This is a genomic window from Marinobacter sp., from assembly GCF_040882185.1.
GTDB lineage: Bacteria > Pseudomonadota > Gammaproteobacteria > Pseudomonadales > Oleiphilaceae > Marinobacter.
This window is the reverse complement of the sequence record NZ_JBBEBW010000029.1, coordinates 47,545-64,706: the sequence shown is the minus strand read 5'-3', so window position 1 is coordinate 64,706 and position 17,162 is coordinate 47,545. Positions and strand designations below refer to the sequence as shown.

The window sequence follows — 17,162 nt, the reverse complement described above, 5'->3', positions numbered from 1 at the left end:
ATTATTCTATGCTTCTGCGGATCAACGCTCCGTAGATCAACCTTAGTTGCGAAAATCAGCCACTCAGCGGAATTGGCGCAGAAAACGTAAATCATTATCGAAAAACATGCGCAAATCTTTCACGCCGTAGCGCAACATGGCGAGGCGCTCTACACCCATGCCGAACGCAAACCCCCGATAGGTTTCAGAATCGACACCGCAATGCTCAAAAACTTTTGGGTGCACCATGCCGCACCCCATGACCTCCAGCCATTTGATACTGCCGTCTTCCTCCCGACCCCACTCGATATCCACTTCCGCAGAGGGTTCGGTAAAGGGAAAGTAAGACGGGCGGAAACGGACTGCCAGGTCACGCTCGAAGAACACCCGCAAAAACGCCTCTACCGTGCTTTTAAGGTCAGCAAAACTGACGTTCTTCTCTACCAGCAGCCCTTCTACCTGATGAAACATCGGCGTATGGGTCATATCGGAGTCGCAACGGTAAACGCGCCCGGGGCAAATCATTCTGAATGGCGGCTCAGACGCTTCCATGGTACGAATCTGCACGGGTGAAGTGTGGGTGCGCAGTAAAGTACCGGGATCGAAATAGAAGGTATCATGCATGGCGCGAGCCGGATGATGGCCGGGAATATTGAGGGCTTCGAAGTTATGGTAATCGTCTTCGATCTCCGGCCCCTGCTCCACCGAATAACCGGCTTTAGCAAAGAACTCTTCAATTCGCTGCAAGGTGCGGGTAACAGGGTGCAATCCACCCAGATCCTGCCCTCTTCCCGGAAGAGTAACGTCTATGGATTCACTGGCGAGCTTCTGATCGATCGCGGCAGTTTCCAGATCGTCTTTGCGAGTTGTTAGAGCCGCCTGCACTCGTGTCTTGGCGTCATTGATTTTCTGACCTGCGGCGGGACGTTCGTCTGCCGAAAGCTGACCAAGGGATTTCAACTGCTGAGTGAGCACACCTTTCTTACCCAGGTAATCCACCCGTACCTGATCAAGCGCCTGTAAACTGTCTGCCTTTTGAACAGCTGCCAGGCCTTCTTCAACAAGTTGATCCAGGTTTTCCATCGACCCTGCTCCAGTCATAATTCGAGCTATTCCAAGTAATATCCCAGAATAAATCAAGCCAAAAAAATAGGGGAAGAGCACGCTCTTCCCCTACTAACGAGCACTCTCTGGGAGCACTCAACCGATCATAAATCGATGAAAGAGCTTAAGCCGTCAGTGACGCCTTTGCCTTTTCGACAACAGCGGAGAACGCTTGCTGCTCGTTCATGGCCAGATCAGCCAGAACCTTACGATCAATCTCAACATTTGCTTTTTTCAGACCAGCAATCAAACGGCTGTATGACAGACCGTTAGCGCGGGCACCCGCGTTAATACGGGCAATCCAAAGTGCGCGGAACGCACGCTTACGGTTACGACGGTCACGATATGCATATTGACCGGCTTTGATAACCGCCTGTTTGGCAACACGGTATACACGACTACGTGCTCCGTAATAACCTTTGGCCTGATTTAGAATCTTCTTGTGACGACGACGCGCGACGACACCACGTTTTACGCGAGGCATAGTTTAATCCTTCTCTTTTCCAGAATGCGCTTTAAAGCGCGATCATACGTTTGACGGAAGCAACATCGGCTTTGGCGATCAGCTTGGTACCGCGGAGCTGACGCTTACGCTTTGGGCTCTTCTTGGTCAAAATATGACTGGTGAAGGATTGCTTGTGCTTGAAGCCTTTGGCAGTTTTCTTGAACCGCTTGGTGGCCCCGCTTTTGGTTTTCATCTTGGGCATTTTTTAAAACTCCGCATTCTCTTTTAAAAGTAATGTGTGAGCCTGAACGACAAATCCCCCGCAGATTACGGGGGAGACGTTACCCGGTCAGGTTCACTTCTTTTTGCGGGGCGCCACGACCATGGTCATCTGGCGGCCTTCCATTTTCGGCCGCTGTTCTACCTGGGCGAACTCTTCAATATCTGCTTCAACCCGGACCATGAGTTTCATACCGATTTCCTGGTGTGCCATCTCACGTCCGCGGAAGCGGATAGTGACTTTTCCGCGGTCCCCGTTATCAAGGAAACGTAACAGGTTGCGTAGTTTTACCTGATAATCCCCTTCTTCGGTGCCGGGTCGGAATTTAACTTCCTTCACCTGCACCTGTTTCTGCTTCTTCTTGGCAGCAGCTTTCGCTTTCTTCTCGTCGAAGATCTTCTTGCCGAAGTCCATGATTTTACAGACGATCGGATCGGAATCCGTGATCTGAACCAGATCAAGAGAAGCTTCTTCCGCCTGTTTGAGGGCTTCCTCTATCGTAACGACGCCTACCTGATTACCTTCGGCATCGATCAGACGGACCTCTGTGGCTTGGATATTCTCATTAATTGACGCGCGTGGAGCACGCCCACCCCGATTCGTTCGCTGTTTAATAATCAGTTCTCCGTTTTGGTTCTGCTTTTGCGTTTGATTTCGTCAGCCATCATGGCTTCAAACGCTTCCAGCGTCATGGTCCCGAGATCTTCACCTTTGCGGGTTCTCACCGCAACGGCGTTGTTTTCGACTTCTTTGTCGCCGACGACAACCAGATACGGAACCTTGTTGATAGTATGCTCGCGGATTTTAAAGCCGATCTTCTCGTTTCTCAAGTCAGCATTTACCCGATAACCCAAAGAATCCCATTTTTTTGCCAGATTCTCGCAATAATCTCGCTGATTATCGGTAATATTCAGTACCGCAACCTGGGTCGGGGCCAGCCAGGTCGGAAAAGCCCCTTCATATTCTTCGATCAGGATACCAATAAAGCGCTCAAAAGAACCCAGAACCGCACGATGAAGCATAACTGGCGTGCGACGTTCGGAATTATCGGCGACATATTGCGCACCCAGTCGGCCCGGCATTGAAAAATCCACTTGAATAGTTCCACACTGCCAGACCCGGCCGATGCAGTCTTTCAGGGAGAACTCAATCTTCGGTCCGTAAAAAGCGCCTTCGCCGGGCAACAATTCCCAATCAACACCCTCACGATTCAACGCTTTCTCGAGCGCAGCTTCCGACTTGTCCCAGACCTCATCAGACCCGACCCGCTTTTCAGGACGGGTGGAGAGTTTGTAAAGAATTTCGGAGAAACCAAAGTCTGCATATACTTCATGCAGTAAATCGATGAACGCTGACACCTCATCCTGAATGGCATCCTCTTCACAGAAAATATGCGCATCATCCTGAGTAAACCCGCGCACGCGCATCAACCCATGCAGGGCGCCAGAAGCCTCATTGCGATGACAGGAACCAAACTCAGCAAGCCGCAAGGGCAAATCTTTGTAGCTCTTGAGGCCCTGATTAAACACCTGAATGTGACAGGGACAGTTCATTGGCTTGATAGCGAAATCGTGTTTCTCAGACTCGGTGGTGAACATGTCATCACCGAACTTGTCCCAATGACCGGACTTTTCCCACAACACCCGGGACACCACCTGAGGCGTTTTAATTTCCTGATAACCGTGCGTACGCAAACGGGCACGAAGGTACTGTTCGATTTCCTGGTAGATCGACCAGCCATCGGGGTGCCAGAAAACCATGCCTGGCGCTTCTTCCTGCATATGGAACAGGTTGAGCTTCTTGCCGATCTTTCGATGATCACGTTTCTCCGCCTCTTCAAGGCGGTTCAGATAGGCCTTCAGCTCTTTCTTGTTGCCCCAGGCCGTACCGTATACCCGTTGAAGCTGCTCATTGCTGGTGTCGCCACGCCAGTATGCACCGGCCACTTTTGTTAGCTTGAACGCTTTGAGTTTCCCGGTGCTGGGCACATGAGGGCCGCGGCACAAATCAATAAAATCACCCTGGCGGTAGAACGATAGCGGCTCCTCACCGGGAATATCCTGAATAATTCTGACCTTGTATTCTTCACCCATGCTGTCAAAGAGTTTGATGGCTTCATCCCTGGTCATGACTGAACGGGATACCTGAAGATCCTGCTTTGACAGTTCTTCCATTCGGGTTTCGATTCTGGCGAGGTCTTCATTGGTAAACGGACGATCAAATTTGAAATCGTAGTAGAAACCGTTATCAATGACCGGTCCGATGGTGACCTGAGCGGAAGGAAAAAGCTCCTGAACAGCCATAGCTAACAGATGGGCAGTGGAGTGACGAATGATATCAACACCGTCTTCGTCCCGCTCCGTAACGATAGCGAGCTCGACATCCTCTTCAATGCGATAGCTGGTGTCCACAAGCTGACCATTAACTCGTCCGGCTAATGCAGCTTTCGCAAGGCCAGCGCCGATATCGGCGGCAACATCATGAACAGAGACAGCTTCCGCAAAACTGCGGTGACTTCCATCGGGCAGGGTAACGACAGGCATTCAGAAAACTCCATCAGCGGTGATCCGTACGAGAGACCACGTGTTCACATAGACCGCGCTACAGTCGCGATTTGAAAGCACGATAGTCTATCAGCTCACCGCTGATGTTGCTACGTCAGACAGGTGTTTCGGCATTTGAAACAGGCGCATAGCCGCCCCGATCTTCATCAGTTCGACGCCGGAGTTGATTGAATGCCACCAAGCCTAATAGCAATAGTGCCGGAATAAACAACCACTCTTTATGGGGTCGATCAAGCGGCACCTGAACTGCATCAATAGTCCAGCCAAATTGTATTCCGGCGTCCTCCGCCGGGCTATCAAACTGAACAAAATCAACCATCATCCTGTCACCATCCGCGCTGAGCTCAAGCCCGGTTGCGAGCAATCTCTCCTCTGCCGTCTCTCCGCCCGGAACTTCCAGCTTAAGATAGGTTGAGACGTCACTACCATCTATCGACATGCCCGAAGCTTTGAGGACCATGCTGCCATCCTCGGGGACCGTTTCAATATATTCCGTAATCTGAGAACCCGGCCGCTCCTCATTGGGAGGATAGACCATATCCCACCAATAACCGGGGCGGAACAATGTGAAGGTGATCAGCAATAACGCCAGGGTTTCCCATATCCGGCTTTTGGTGAACCAGTAACCCTGCGTTGCGGCCGAGAACACCAATATTGCAGTCACAGCGCTGGCAATGGTGAGCAGTAGATCCACCCAGCCAGTCAAACCAATCAACAACAACTGGGTGTTGAAGATAAACATGAACGGCAGAATGGCCGTGCGGATATCGTAGGTAAAACCCTGAATACCGGTTCGAATGGGGTCTGCACCGGAAATGGCGGCCGCCGCGTAGGCGGCCAAACCCACGGGCGGTGTGTCGTCCGCCAGAATTCCAAAATAGAAGACAAACAGATGCACTGCAATTAGTGGTACCAAAAGCCCGTTCTGCGCACCCAGGGTTACGATAACCGGCGCCATCAACGTCGATACCACAATGTAGTTAGCGGTGGTGGGCAAGCCCATACCCAGTAACAAACTGATCACCGCCGTAAATATAAGCATCAGCATCAGATTGCCACCGGAGATAAACTCGACAAACTCGGTCATTACCAATCCGATACCCGTCAAGGTTACAGTACCCACCACGATACCGGCAGTCGCCGTAGCAACACCAATGCCCACCATGTTCCTGCCACCCGTGGCAAGCGACTGCAAAAGCTCTCGGAAACCGTCTGCTACGGCGGCCATTAAGGGACCCGACTTACGGAAAAACGCCTGCAATGGCCGCTGAGTCAGAATAATAAAAATCATGAACAGCGTCGCCCAAAAAGCAGAAAGCTGCGGCGAAAAACGTTCGACGGTCAGACACCAGATCAGTACAACCACCGGTAGCAAAAAATAGAGCCCCGTTTTTACGGTCGGGCCCACAGGCGGCAAAGTATCCATTGCCGCGTTCGGATCATCCACTTCCAATGGCGGAAACCGGGTTGAATAAGCAACCAGCCCGATGTAAGTCGCAAGCACAATTGGACCCAGCACCCACGGTGCATAGTCACCCATCACGGATTTGGTCCACCCTATGCCGTAATAGACAAACAGCGTGAGACCGATCAGACCCAGCAACAGGATCACCCAGGTCAACATACGCTGTGGCAGCGAGGGACGATTCAGGCGCTCAATACCCCGCATTCTGAGCTTACAGGCTTCGAGGTGGACGATATAAATCAGTGCAATATAGGAAATCAGAGCCGGTAGAATCGCGTGCTTGATAACCTCAAGGTAGGAAATACCGACGTATTCCACCATCAGAAAGGCTGCCGCACCCATAATCGGCGGGGTCAGTTGGCCATTGGTGGATGCCGCTACTTCAACAGCGCCCGCTTTGGTGGCGGGGAAACCGACACGCTTCATCAGGGGGATCGTAAAGGTGCCAGTCGTCACAACGTTTGCGATGGAGGACCCGGAGATAACACCGCTCAGACCACTTGATACAACCGCGGCTTTTGCGGGCCCGCCGCGCATGTGGCCAAGCATGGCGTAGGCAATCTTGATGAAATAATTCCCGGCGCCCGCTTTTTCAAGCAAGGCCCCAAATAGTACGAACAGAAAAACAAAACTGGTGGATACACCCAAGGCGACGCCGAATACACCTTCAGTGCCCAGCCATTGGTGCGACGCCAGCTTGCTCAGGCTTGCACCTTTATGAGCGATGACATTCGGCATGTAGGGCCCGGCAAGGGAATAAAATATAAACACTGCCGCGACAACCGCGAGGGGCAGACCCAGGGAACGACGCGTTGCCTCAAGCAGCAGTACAATACCACCCAGCGCAATCACGATATCTCTGGTAAGCGGGGCTCCCGGTCGGCCGGAAAGTTGTTCGTAAAACAGATATAAATACGCCGCCGCAAATGAAGCCATCAGCGCCAGCACCCAATCGAATATGGGTATATGTTCCGTATGCCTGCCCTTGAACATCGGGAAGGCTGTAAAAGATAAGAACGTTGCAAAAGCAAGATGAATGGAACGGGCTTCGGTAGAGTTGAATATCCCGAACTCAAATATAAACGGTAATGGTGACGCGATCCAAAGCTGGAAAAGCGACCAACAAAGCGGAACCACAAACAGCAGGGTCGCCGCTGGCCCCGTTAGCGTGCGTCCGCCAGTCTCGGTTTGAAGTACTTGGCTAATCTTGTCGACGTCTGCGGATTCGGAGGCTGTGGGCTCGCCGTTGGCCATATTGAGGTCCTGATTTTACTACGGTGAGAAATACAGAATGGCCGGGCAAGCACTGGTCATGCCCGGCTTTTGGGACAGACTTACTTTAGCAAGCCGGCTTCTTTATAGTATTTCTCTGCACCCGGGTGTAGAGGCGCACTTAAAGCATCAGAAACCATTTCGGACTTATCGAGGTTTCCAAACGCCGGATGCAAGCGTTTAAAACTGTCGAAGTTCTCGAAAACAGCCTTAACAACTTCATAGACCACATCGTCTGCAACATCAGAGGACGTCACAAAGGTCGCCGCAACGCCAAAGGTCGTGGTGTCTTCATCGGCACCGCGATACATGCCTCCTGGAATGGTAGCAACCCGATAATATGGATTATCAGCCACTAACTTCTTGGTGGCTTCATTATCCACATTCACCAGTACGCTATCACAGGAAGTCGTTGCTTCCTTGATTGAGCCGGACGGATGGCCAACCGTGTAAAAGAACGCATCGATGTTGCCATCACACAACGCCTGGGACTGCTCAGCCGCCTTCAACTCCGCAGCCAGGGCATACTTGTCCATGGTCCAGCCCATTTCCTCCATCAACACTTCGGCAGTTGCACGCTGGCCAGACCCAGGGTTACCGACAGATACTCGCTTACCAGCCAGGTCTTCAAAATTCTTGATCTGCGATCCCTTGCTGGCCACCACAGTGAACGGTTCCGGGTGAAGGGAGAAAACCGCTCTCAGCTTCTCATTTTTGCCGTCACTCTCGAACTCACTGGAGCCATTGTAGGCGTGATATTGCCAATCTGACTGGGCGACCGCGAGATCCAGCTCACCCTGGCGGATCGCATTGAGGTTGTAGATCGAGCCGCCGGTACTTTCAACGGAACACCGGATGCCGTGTTCTTTGCGGTCCATGTTAACCAGGCGGCAAATCGCACCGCCTGCAGGATAATAAACGCCGGTAACGCCACCGGTACCGATGGTGACAAAGCGCTGTTCTTCTGCTGATGCAACAGCGGAACCAACGGCCAGGCTAATAGCACCGGCAAGCGCCAATGTTGTCAGTCCAGATCGAAGTGCCATGAGAGAGTCCTTATTTATTGGTTTTATTTCGTTGCCTGTTATTACACACAGACACACAGATCGTTCATTTAAGAACATAGTCCAAAACGACGGTAAAATAAAGCATGGTTTAATTCGCTAACTACATGAATGACCATAAAAAAGCCCGCTTGAGCGGGCTCTGAAATCAAACGTAAATGCTATTTGGCGCGGGCTTTCTCAAGCATCTTGTCGGGACGCAGGAGGAACCTTGCCAATGCTGGCAGCAGCCAGATCGCGCCGATCATGTTCCAAAGGAACATAAAGAAGAGCAAGAAGCCCATGTCCGCCTGGAACTTGATCGGAGAGAAAATCCAGGTCACTACCCCAAGGCCCAGAGTCACGCCCGTGAATACCACTGCCTTACCCGTTGAGCGCAGGGTTTCAAAGTAGGCCTCCTGAAGCGATTTTCCTTCCAGAATGTACCGTTCAAGTTTGCTGTAGATATAAATACCATAATCCACACCGATGCCGACGCCAAGCGCAATTACCGGCAGCGTGGCAACCTTGATACCGATTCCAGAGACCGCCATGATGGCTTCACACAGAATCGAGGTAAGGCCCAGCGGGATGACGATACAGGCGACCGCACGGATGGAGCGGAAGGTGAGGAAACACAACAAACTCACGACGCCGTAGACGAATATGAGCATCATATTCTTGGCGCCCGAGATCACGTCATTGGTTGCCGCTTCGACACCTGCGTTACCTGCTGCAAGCAGGAAGGTATGCTCCTCATTACTATTGTTCTGGGCAAACTCTTCAACCCGTTCAACCGCAGAATCCAGAGTTTCAGCTTTGTGGTCCTCGAGGAAAACCAATACCGGGGTCAGGCTACAGTTGGTATTGATCAGCCCGGCCGGAGCTTCACGGATCGAGGCATTAATGATGGTCTGGTTCCGGGAAATTTCAAACCATTTCCAGTTACCTTCGTTAAGCGCCTTGGTCACCACTTTGGACACGTCTGCCAGTGAGACCGAGGATTGCACACCCGGAGTGTTCTGAAGCTCCCACTGCAACTGATCCATAGCGCGTAACACATTATATTGGGTGCACTGCTCAACCGGTGTCTTCACCATCACCACAAGTACATCGGCACTGGTGGAATAGTTATCAATGATAAACGCATTGTCCAGATTGTAACGGGAGTCCGCGCGCAGCTCCGGGGCGCCCTGATCAAGGTCACCGACCTTGAGATCCTGCTTGAAGTAAAGCCCGACCCCCAGACCGATCACAGCAATCAGCAGAGAAATTGGGGCGACACCCGGATGCGCAAAGTAAGACATGACCCGCCACTTGCGATCCTGTTTTTCACCGTGGTTCTGAACGTGTTTCACACCGCCCTTGGTGATGCCGATATACGACATGATCAGAGGATGCAGTACCAGATTGGTCACGATGACAATGGCGACCCCCACTCCAGCGGCTACAGCCAGATCTTTGATGACATCAATCTGGATGAACAACAGCGTAAGAAAACCAAACGCGTCAGAGATCAGGGCCAGCATGCCGGGAATATAGAGCGCCCTGAATGCCAGTCTCGCAGCCGTAATGGGATCAAACCCTTTAGCCGCTTCCACTGCCATGGCATTGACCACTTGCACCCCATGACTTATTCCGATCGCAAACACGAGAAAAGGCACCAGCACCGAGTAGGGATCAAGACCATAACCCAGCAATTTCAGTATGCCGAGCTGCCAGAATACCGCCACGATAGACGAAAACACCGGAACCAGCGTGCCGGCAATGCAGCGCGAGTACCAGAACAGCAATACAGTGGTCAGTAAAATGGTGATACCTGCAAACCAGGCGATGGAAGCAATACCTTCGATCAGGTCACCGACTTTCTTTGCGAACCCGACAATATGAATATCGATATTAGGGTTCTGGCCCTCATATTTGTCGCGTATCTTTTCTTCGAGCGCCCGCGAAAAACTGGCATAGTCCAGCGGCTTGCCAGTGCTGGGGTCGGTCTCATATAGCGGAGCGTATACAATGGTGGACTTGAAGTTATCCGCAACCAGGCGGCCAACTTCGCTGGACCTGAGGATGTTCTGACGCAGTGCTTCCAGACTGTCACGACTGCCGTCGTAGGTGTCTGGAATGACTGTACCGCCCTGGAACCCCTGCTCAGTAACTTCCACCCAGCGAACGTTAGCGGTCCAGAGTGACTTGAGACCCGAACGATCAACCCCGCTAAGATAGAAAACCTCATCGGTAATCTGCTTGAGCGTCTCCATGTACTCTTGAGTGAAAATATCGCCTTCTTTAACCTCAACAGCAATACGCACGAAATTACCGAGGTTTTCCAGATCATCCCGGTGCTCAAGCATATTGACAATGTAAGGGTGTTCAAGCGGGATCATCCGCTCAAAACTGGCATCCGGCTGGATTTTTATCGCGTTGTAACCAAGAAACAACGTCAGGAACAAAAACGCTATCAGTATGATGGCCCGATTATTAAATATGATCCGCTCGAGAAACGGCTCGGCTTTCGGCGTAGTTAAGTAATGCTCGCCCTTGTTGTGCTTGGGGTTGGACATTCAATGACCCTCTTGATTCATTCTGTCGTTGCCACATCAGGGCGTGATTAGAGATTTTTTCCGAGTGCGTCTGCAGTCACTACACCGCTTTCTCCCATCAGGAGAAGTCGGTTTTCAGCTACCGGCAAGACGGTCATCAGGCCTTCCCGGTCACTGCGAAAATAGCTGCGGAAGCTTTCGCCTCCATCAGTACTGGACAACACCACACCACCATTGCCAACAAGCACGACACGGCCATCCTCAGCGATGGTTCCGCCATTGAGCGTCGCACCGGCTTCGTTGGTGATCGTCGCCCAACTGCGACCAAGGTCCGTGGACAGAAAAATATTACCTCTTAATCCATAAGTGAGGATTTCATTGACATCACCCGTGCCGATCACTCCAAAAAGAGAGCCCGTGTAGGGGCTTTCCTGTGCTTCCCAGGTATCGCCGCTATCGGTGGACACCAGTATGACACCTGCCTCCCCCACGATTACCAGCGCACCACCGGCGACATCCGTTATGCCGTTCAGGTGGTAACCAGACGGATTTGCTACCTGATCAGACCAGTCGCGCCAGCTTTCACCGCCGTCGGTAGTTCTGAAGATCATGCCGTAGGCGCCAATCACAAAACCGTGGTCAGCATCTTCGAACCAGACATCGAGCATGGGGTTAACAGGCCCAATATCCAGGTCGGCTTTCATGTTCTCAAGCGTGAAGTACACATCATCGAGTGCCCACTCAAGGTCTTCCCGCTCTTCCTCCGGAGCCTCTTCCAGCTCTGCCTCAAGAATCTCGATACGCTCTTCCTTGGCTGCTATGGCAAGCTCCGCTGCGCGAAACCCGTCTAGCTGGATGGCCCAGGATTCACCAGCATCTGAAGAGTGCATGACCACACCACTATGGCCCACGGCCCAACCGTCAGTCGGGGTGCCAAAATCGATGGCTGTCAGGGTCACTGAAACAGGCACTTCGGCCTGGACCCAGGATTCACCCTCATCATCTGAATAGATAATATGGCCACGCTCACCCACTGCGACGACGCGCTCTCCTGCGACCGCAACGTCGTTGAGCAGATACTCTGCCGCCAGTGTTGTTTCTCGTGCCGGTGTCTCCAGCAAATCCCCTACGGCGAAAGCGGCAGGCGCCGCCGTTACCAGAGAAATGCCGAGGCAAACCGCTCCGATTGTTTTGCGCGTTAACCTTGTAGCCATTCGCATTGCCTTCATGTTGTGTTGGTATACAAGTGCCAGCACCCGTCAGAGTGCCGGCGCTGGTTGCGTAAGCAACGACTTCAATATTTCACATTATTCAGCATTGAAAACCCTGAACCTCAGCGAACGCTTCTGCGTCGAAGGGATGCCGGTGAGAAATACCGCTTGTTCGGTACATCGTCCGTGAAGACCCGTGTCTGGGGCTCCTCGGTATCCAGTCCTTGCACGTGGTATCGACGAGCCTGAAGGTCATGAAACACTTCCAGCGCAGTCCAGACGCCCGGCAGCTCATAATAGTTCTTCAGGAGGCCCATACTGACCCGCCAGAGTTCGCCTCGGCCATCATATTGATCCAGCAACACCGTATTCCAGCTGTCGGCATCAACGTAGAACCGACGCTTGCCGTAAATATGGCGCTCGCCTTCTTTCAAGGTAGCCTCGACGACGTGAACCCGGTGCAATTCCCAGCGGGTGAGGTCCGGATTAACGTGAGAAACACCCAGAATTTCCGAGTATGGCAGACCTTTCCTGCCAATTTCGTAATTGTTGTAGGGAATGTACATTTCCCGCATGCCTTCGTACTGCCAGTTATAGCGATCAAGTGCTCCGTTGAAAATATCAGTATCATCGGCAGTACGCAGATTATCGGCTGCAGCAATCGGAGAATCGTAACCCAGGTTTGGCGCTCGCCTTACACGACGCTGACCCGCGTTATAGCCCCAGCCATTGCGCGGATTAACGATCTGATTAAGAGTTTCATGAACGAGAATGGCGCCGCCGGCAAGCCGCGGAGGAGACTGGGTGAACGAGAGATAGTAGAAGATGATGTTATCAAGTTCAGCCTCGCCACCTTCCGGGTTATAGAAGTTAAAAAAAGCTTCTTGCTGAGACGTCACCAACGAATAGTCGCCATCCTGCTGGACTGCCACTTCACTGGAACGACGGGTGATGGAAATACCCCGCCAGCGAGTCAGGTGATTCCAGATAACCTGCCAGGCCTTCTCTTCATTACTGCCATGTAGAATTGGGAACGGGTAACCGCCATAAGCACCGTCCAGACCCTCGCCCTGCCCTACAATTGAAGCATTGGTGGCGTTTTCCTGGGTATTCCTGGCTACGAATTCCGGTACGGCGTGAGTCCTGCGAGTCTGGTAAACCGGCACATTGAAGCTGGCGGGATAGGTATCAAGCAATGCCTTTACGCCGTCTGACAGAAATTCACCATATTGCTCAGCGTTTCGGGCAGTAATGGTGAAGAGAACTTCGTCATTGGGGAACGGATTAATATGGTGCTGCCCTGAACCGGTATAACCGGCTGGAGCTTCCGTGAGTCCGCCAGCCCACGCAGGTATGGTGCCCGCGCCATTGCCTGCCTTCAAAGAACCGAATGGGGTGAGCTCATTACCAAGACGCGCAGCTTCGCTCGCGGAAACTGCCGCCATCACCGGTGAAGCTGCCACAGAGAAAGCGAAAACGCTGCCCAAAAGCCAATTCTTTTTGATTGTCATTAGTTACAACCCTAGATGCGTCTAGAAAGCCTTGATGGCTTCTCTTTATTATAATTACCAGGGTCCGAGATTAACTGATCGGGCAGAGTTGTCCATCGACCGAAAGTGCGATTTTGTATCCGAATGGTACAAAAACAGCCGGGCCAGCAGGCCCGGTTGTAAGGTTATTGCGCCACCCTCCTGAGGACTCAGGAGGTCAGTCAGCAAGGCTCTTGTACACAACTTCGTATACGTCCGGTGACAGGCTGGACTTATCCCGCACCGATTCAAGCGCAGCTTTCATACCGTTCCGATAGGTTTCGGCATATTGCCGCCAGCGCGTCAACGGCGCTACCAGACGGGCGGCAATCTGCGGATTGCTATCGTCAAGGCGAATAATATGACGGGCAAGAAAATCATAGCCTGACGCATCTCTGGCGTGGAAATTGATCAGGTTTTGCCCTGCAAAAACACCAACCACGGCCCGGATCTTGTTTGGATTTTTCCAGTCGAATGCAGGGTGCTCCAGCAGTGCATTAACTGCTTCAAGACTACCCGCCTTCGGGCTGCTGGCCTGCACGGCGAACCATTGTTCCACGACCAGCGGATCGTGCTGCCATTGCTGGTAGAACTCCGCCAACACCCGTGCTCTGTCTTCCTCGAAGTCAGAGTTTACAAGCGCCCTCAAAGCGGCGGACTGGTCTGTCATATTTCCAGCTTCCCGGAACTGCTTCAGAGCCAGCACACGACCTTCCTCGTCATTGATCTGTAACAGCCAGCCGAGGGCTGAATTGCGCAAGGTCCGCCGAGTCATAGCCTCTGGAGTTGGTTGGTAGGGACCAGACTCCGAATTGCGGTGGTAGCAGGCCACCAGCTCTTCCCGCAGACTCAACGCCAGGTGGTTGAGCACTCGGGTTCGGGCTTCACAAATGCCCTGTACATCCGCGGCATCATTAAGTTCCAGCAGATACGCCTCACTGGGCAACTGAAGCATTTTTGCGACCATGGCCTGATCCAGCCCTGAATCAGTCAGCAGGTGCCCATACGCAGTGACCAGCCGCGGCTCAACCGGCGTTTCGCTGGGCTGGCCCACCAGAGACTGGACCACATCAATTGCGAGACGTTGTCCTGCGTCCCAACGATTAAATCCGTCAGAATCGTAATTCATCAGGAAGATCAACTGTTCCCGGGTCCAGGAATAGCGCACCCGAACCGGTGCAGAGAAATTTCTGAGCAGGGACGGAACCGGACGTGCTTCAATATCGTGAAACTCGAAGGTGTGTTCTGCTTCGGTCAGCTCCAGTACGCGCTCTGTTGGCGCGTCATTTTCAGCTGGATCGAGCTTCAGAGGCTGATCTTCACCCTGCGAGTTCAGAATGCCCACTGCAAAGGGGATATGTTGTGGCTTCTTATTGCGTTGTCCCGGAGTATCGGGAACTTGCTGCCGAATGTTGAGCCGATAGATTTTTCGTTCGACATCGAATTCATCTTTAACGGAAATTACCGGAGTACCGGCCTGTTCATACCAGAGGCGGAACTGGCTCAGGTCGCGCCCACTGGCATCTTCCATGGCCTTGACGAAATCATCAGTGGTAACCGCTTGCCCATCATGCCGCTCAAAATAAAGATCGCTGCCTTTGCGGAACAGTTCGGGGCCCAGCAACGTGTGGATCATACCGACGACTTCGCAGCCCTTCTCATAGATGGTCAGGGTGTAAAAATTGGTGATTTCCATGTAGGAGGCTGGTCGCACGGGGTGCGCCATCGGGCCCGCATCTTCAGCAAACTGGGCGGTACGCAGCAGCGTGGCATCCTCGATACGCTTGACCGTGGCCGATCCCATATCGGATGAAAACTGGGAATCACGGAACACCGTGAAGCCTTCTTTGAGGCTGAGCTGAAACCAGTCACGGCAGGTCACCCGGTTACCAGACCAGTTGTGAAAATACTCGTGGGCGACGATGGCCTCAATGCGCTGGTAGGCCGCATCAGTCGCGGTATCGGAACTGGCAAGTACGCAGGAAGAGTTGAAAATATTCAGCCCTTTGTTTTCCATGGCCCCCATATTGAAGTCGTCAACGGCAACAATCATGAAGATATCAAGGTCATACTCGCGCCCATACACATCTTCGTCCCAGCGCATGGAACGTTTGAGTGAATCCAGCGCATGGTCGCACTTCTCACTGTTGCGCGGCTCTACATACATCCGCAGGTCGATTTCCCGCCCCGACATCGTGGTGAAGCTATCTTTCTTTTCGACCAGGTCGCCGGCGACCAACGCGAAAAGGTAGCTGGGTTTGGGGAAGGGATCTTCCCAGGTAACAAAATGCCGACCATCGTCCAGGTCACCACGCTCGACGTCGTTTCCGTTAGACAGCAGAATCGGATAACGGGCCTTATCCGCTTCAATGCGGGTACTGAAGCGCGCCATCACGTCCGGGCGATCCGGAAAAAATGTGATACAGCGAAAGCCCTCGGCCTCACACTGGGTACAGAACATACCGGAAGATTTATACAAGCCCTCTAACCGGGTATTATTCTGAGGCTCAATCCAGGTGACGATGGTCAGACTGAATTCATCCGATACCTCATGAACAATCAGCTTGCCACCCTTGTCGTCATAGTCCCCATTTGCCAGGGTCTGACCGTTAAGGGAAATGGTTTCCAGCGTCAGGCTGTCGCCGTCCAGTTCCAGCTTGGTGTCACTGCTCTCTGAGTCCGGGTTGCGACGAAGCTTCATCGTACTGTGCACTCTGGTGCCGTCCTCGAACAGCTCGAACCGAAGAGCAACATGATCTACGAGAAACACGGGAACCCGATATTCGTTGAGGTAAATGGTGCGATGCTCTTGGGTACGCATTGAGTGTCTCCAATATGGGTGCAGGTATGACGCACCGGAAATTTAGGACAGGGTCAGCCCGCGCGGGGATAAACCTGTAAACGGATATGATACGCCGTGTACTTGCGGATGTTGATTACACCCGTGTCCAGAATCAGGTACTGACCTTTGATACCCTGTAAAATTCCATTGACCGTCGGCGTTTTGTCCAGATTATGGGTTTTAACTTTCTCGGGCCAGACTTCAACCGGGTAACTCAGATCCAACGCTTCCCCGCTTGCTTCCCGCAGGGCGTCGTCGCCATGTTGCTCACGCAACTCCGCCAATTCAGGTTGAATCCGGCACAACAAAGCAGATCGCTCCCCAGCGAGATCCAGTTCAGGCACATCCCCTTTGAGCATGGCACGCCAGTTGGTGCGATCCGCCACATGCTGTTTGCAGACCACCTCAACCAGACCGGCGAGTTGACGGGTGGCTACCTGTAGCATCGGGATAGCGGATACCGCACCTTGATCAATCCAGCGGGTCGGCACCTGGGTGCCACGGGTAATGCCGACCTTTAGCCCTGAAGAGTTCGCAAGGTACACCACGTGATCAACCATACAATGGGTTTCACCCCATTCGGGTTCACGGCAGGTGCCCAGATGATAATGACACTTTTCCGGACTCATTATACAGGTGTCGCAGGCCGCCAGTTTCCGGAAGCAGGGATAACAGTAACCCTGACTGAAACTTTTATTGGTGCTCCTGTCACAATGGATACACCGGATCATGCCTTCAAATTCGATCTGTATTGGACGCCCAATCAGTTCGTTAAGGGGCAACCGGGTATCGCCAATCTTCAGGTTATAGCTGACCGGCAATCCAGCTTCAGCAGGCATTTTGGTCAACCGACCGGACACGTCAATCAAAGCAGTCAAACGTTTA

The 17,162-nt window shown here is 52.6% G+C and carries 12 protein-coding genes; all 12 read right to left on the bottom strand.

Translation table 11 applies throughout. The annotated features are described in order from the left end of the window. Window positions 1–63: 63 nt before the first annotated feature. On the bottom strand, window positions 64–1,062 hold the full coding sequence (gene pheS, locus WEB64_RS14595; RefSeq protein WP_368061171.1) for a phenylalanine--tRNA ligase subunit alpha: 999 nt from the start codon (window positions 1,060–1,062) through the stop codon (window positions 64–66). A 145-nt stretch (window positions 1,063–1,207) separates the two neighbouring features. Next, window positions 1,208–1,567 (bottom strand): 50S ribosomal protein L20, encoded by a 360-nt coding sequence (rplT, locus tag WEB64_RS14590; protein WP_152206384.1) that lies wholly within the window; start codon window positions 1,565–1,567, stop codon window positions 1,208–1,210. A gap of 31 nt (window positions 1,568–1,598) precedes the next feature. Continuing rightward, the gene (rpmI, locus tag WEB64_RS14585) at window positions 1,599–1,790 is read right to left on the bottom strand and encodes a 50S ribosomal protein L35 (protein WP_368061172.1); all 192 of its coding nucleotides are present in this window, start codon (window positions 1,788–1,790) and stop codon (window positions 1,599–1,601) included. A gap of 93 nt (window positions 1,791–1,883) precedes the next feature. Further along, window positions 1,884–2,429 (bottom strand): translation initiation factor IF-3, encoded by a 546-nt coding sequence (infC, locus tag WEB64_RS14580; protein ID WP_368061190.1) that lies wholly within the window; start codon window positions 2,427–2,429, stop codon window positions 1,884–1,886. Beyond that, a complete protein-coding gene (gene thrS / locus WEB64_RS14575) occupies window positions 2,426–4,351 on the bottom strand; it encodes a threonine--tRNA ligase (protein WP_368061173.1) in 1,926 nt (641 codons plus the stop codon). The genes infC and thrS overlap by 4 nt, the downstream gene beginning before the upstream one ends. A gap of 115 nt (window positions 4,352–4,466) precedes the next feature. Then, window positions 4,467–7,091, bottom strand: a complete 2,625-nt coding sequence (locus WEB64_RS14570; protein WP_368061174.1) for a TRAP transporter permease — start codon at window positions 7,089–7,091, stop codon at window positions 4,467–4,469. An 80-nt stretch (window positions 7,092–7,171) separates the two neighbouring features. Then, window positions 7,172–8,155, bottom strand: coding sequence for a TAXI family TRAP transporter solute-binding subunit (locus tag WEB64_RS14565; protein WP_368061175.1), 984 nt, complete (start codon window positions 8,153–8,155; stop codon window positions 7,172–7,174). Between the two features lie 179 nt (window positions 8,156–8,334). Further along, window positions 8,335–10,716 (bottom strand): RND family transporter, encoded by a 2,382-nt coding sequence (locus WEB64_RS14560; RefSeq protein WP_368061176.1) that lies wholly within the window; start codon window positions 10,714–10,716, stop codon window positions 8,335–8,337. A gap of 47 nt (window positions 10,717–10,763) precedes the next feature. After that, the gene (locus WEB64_RS14555; protein ID WP_368061177.1) at window positions 10,764–11,909 is read right to left on the bottom strand and encodes a WD40/YVTN/BNR-like repeat-containing protein; all 1,146 of its coding nucleotides are present in this window, start codon (window positions 11,907–11,909) and stop codon (window positions 10,764–10,766) included. Window positions 11,910–12,028: 119 nt separating this feature from the next. Further along, on the bottom strand, window positions 12,029–13,417 hold the full coding sequence (locus tag WEB64_RS14550; protein ID WP_368061178.1) for a DUF1329 domain-containing protein: 1,389 nt from the start codon (window positions 13,415–13,417) through the stop codon (window positions 12,029–12,031). A gap of 196 nt (window positions 13,418–13,613) precedes the next feature. After that, on the bottom strand, window positions 13,614–16,256 hold the full coding sequence (gene pepN / locus WEB64_RS14545) for an aminopeptidase N (RefSeq protein ID WP_368061179.1): 2,643 nt from the start codon (window positions 16,254–16,256) through the stop codon (window positions 13,614–13,616). Between the two features lie 53 nt (window positions 16,257–16,309). After that, on the bottom strand, window positions 16,310–17,155 hold the full coding sequence (locus tag WEB64_RS14540; protein WP_368061180.1) for a DUF2797 domain-containing protein: 846 nt from the start codon (window positions 17,153–17,155) through the stop codon (window positions 16,310–16,312). Window positions 17,156–17,162 lie beyond the last annotated feature (7 nt).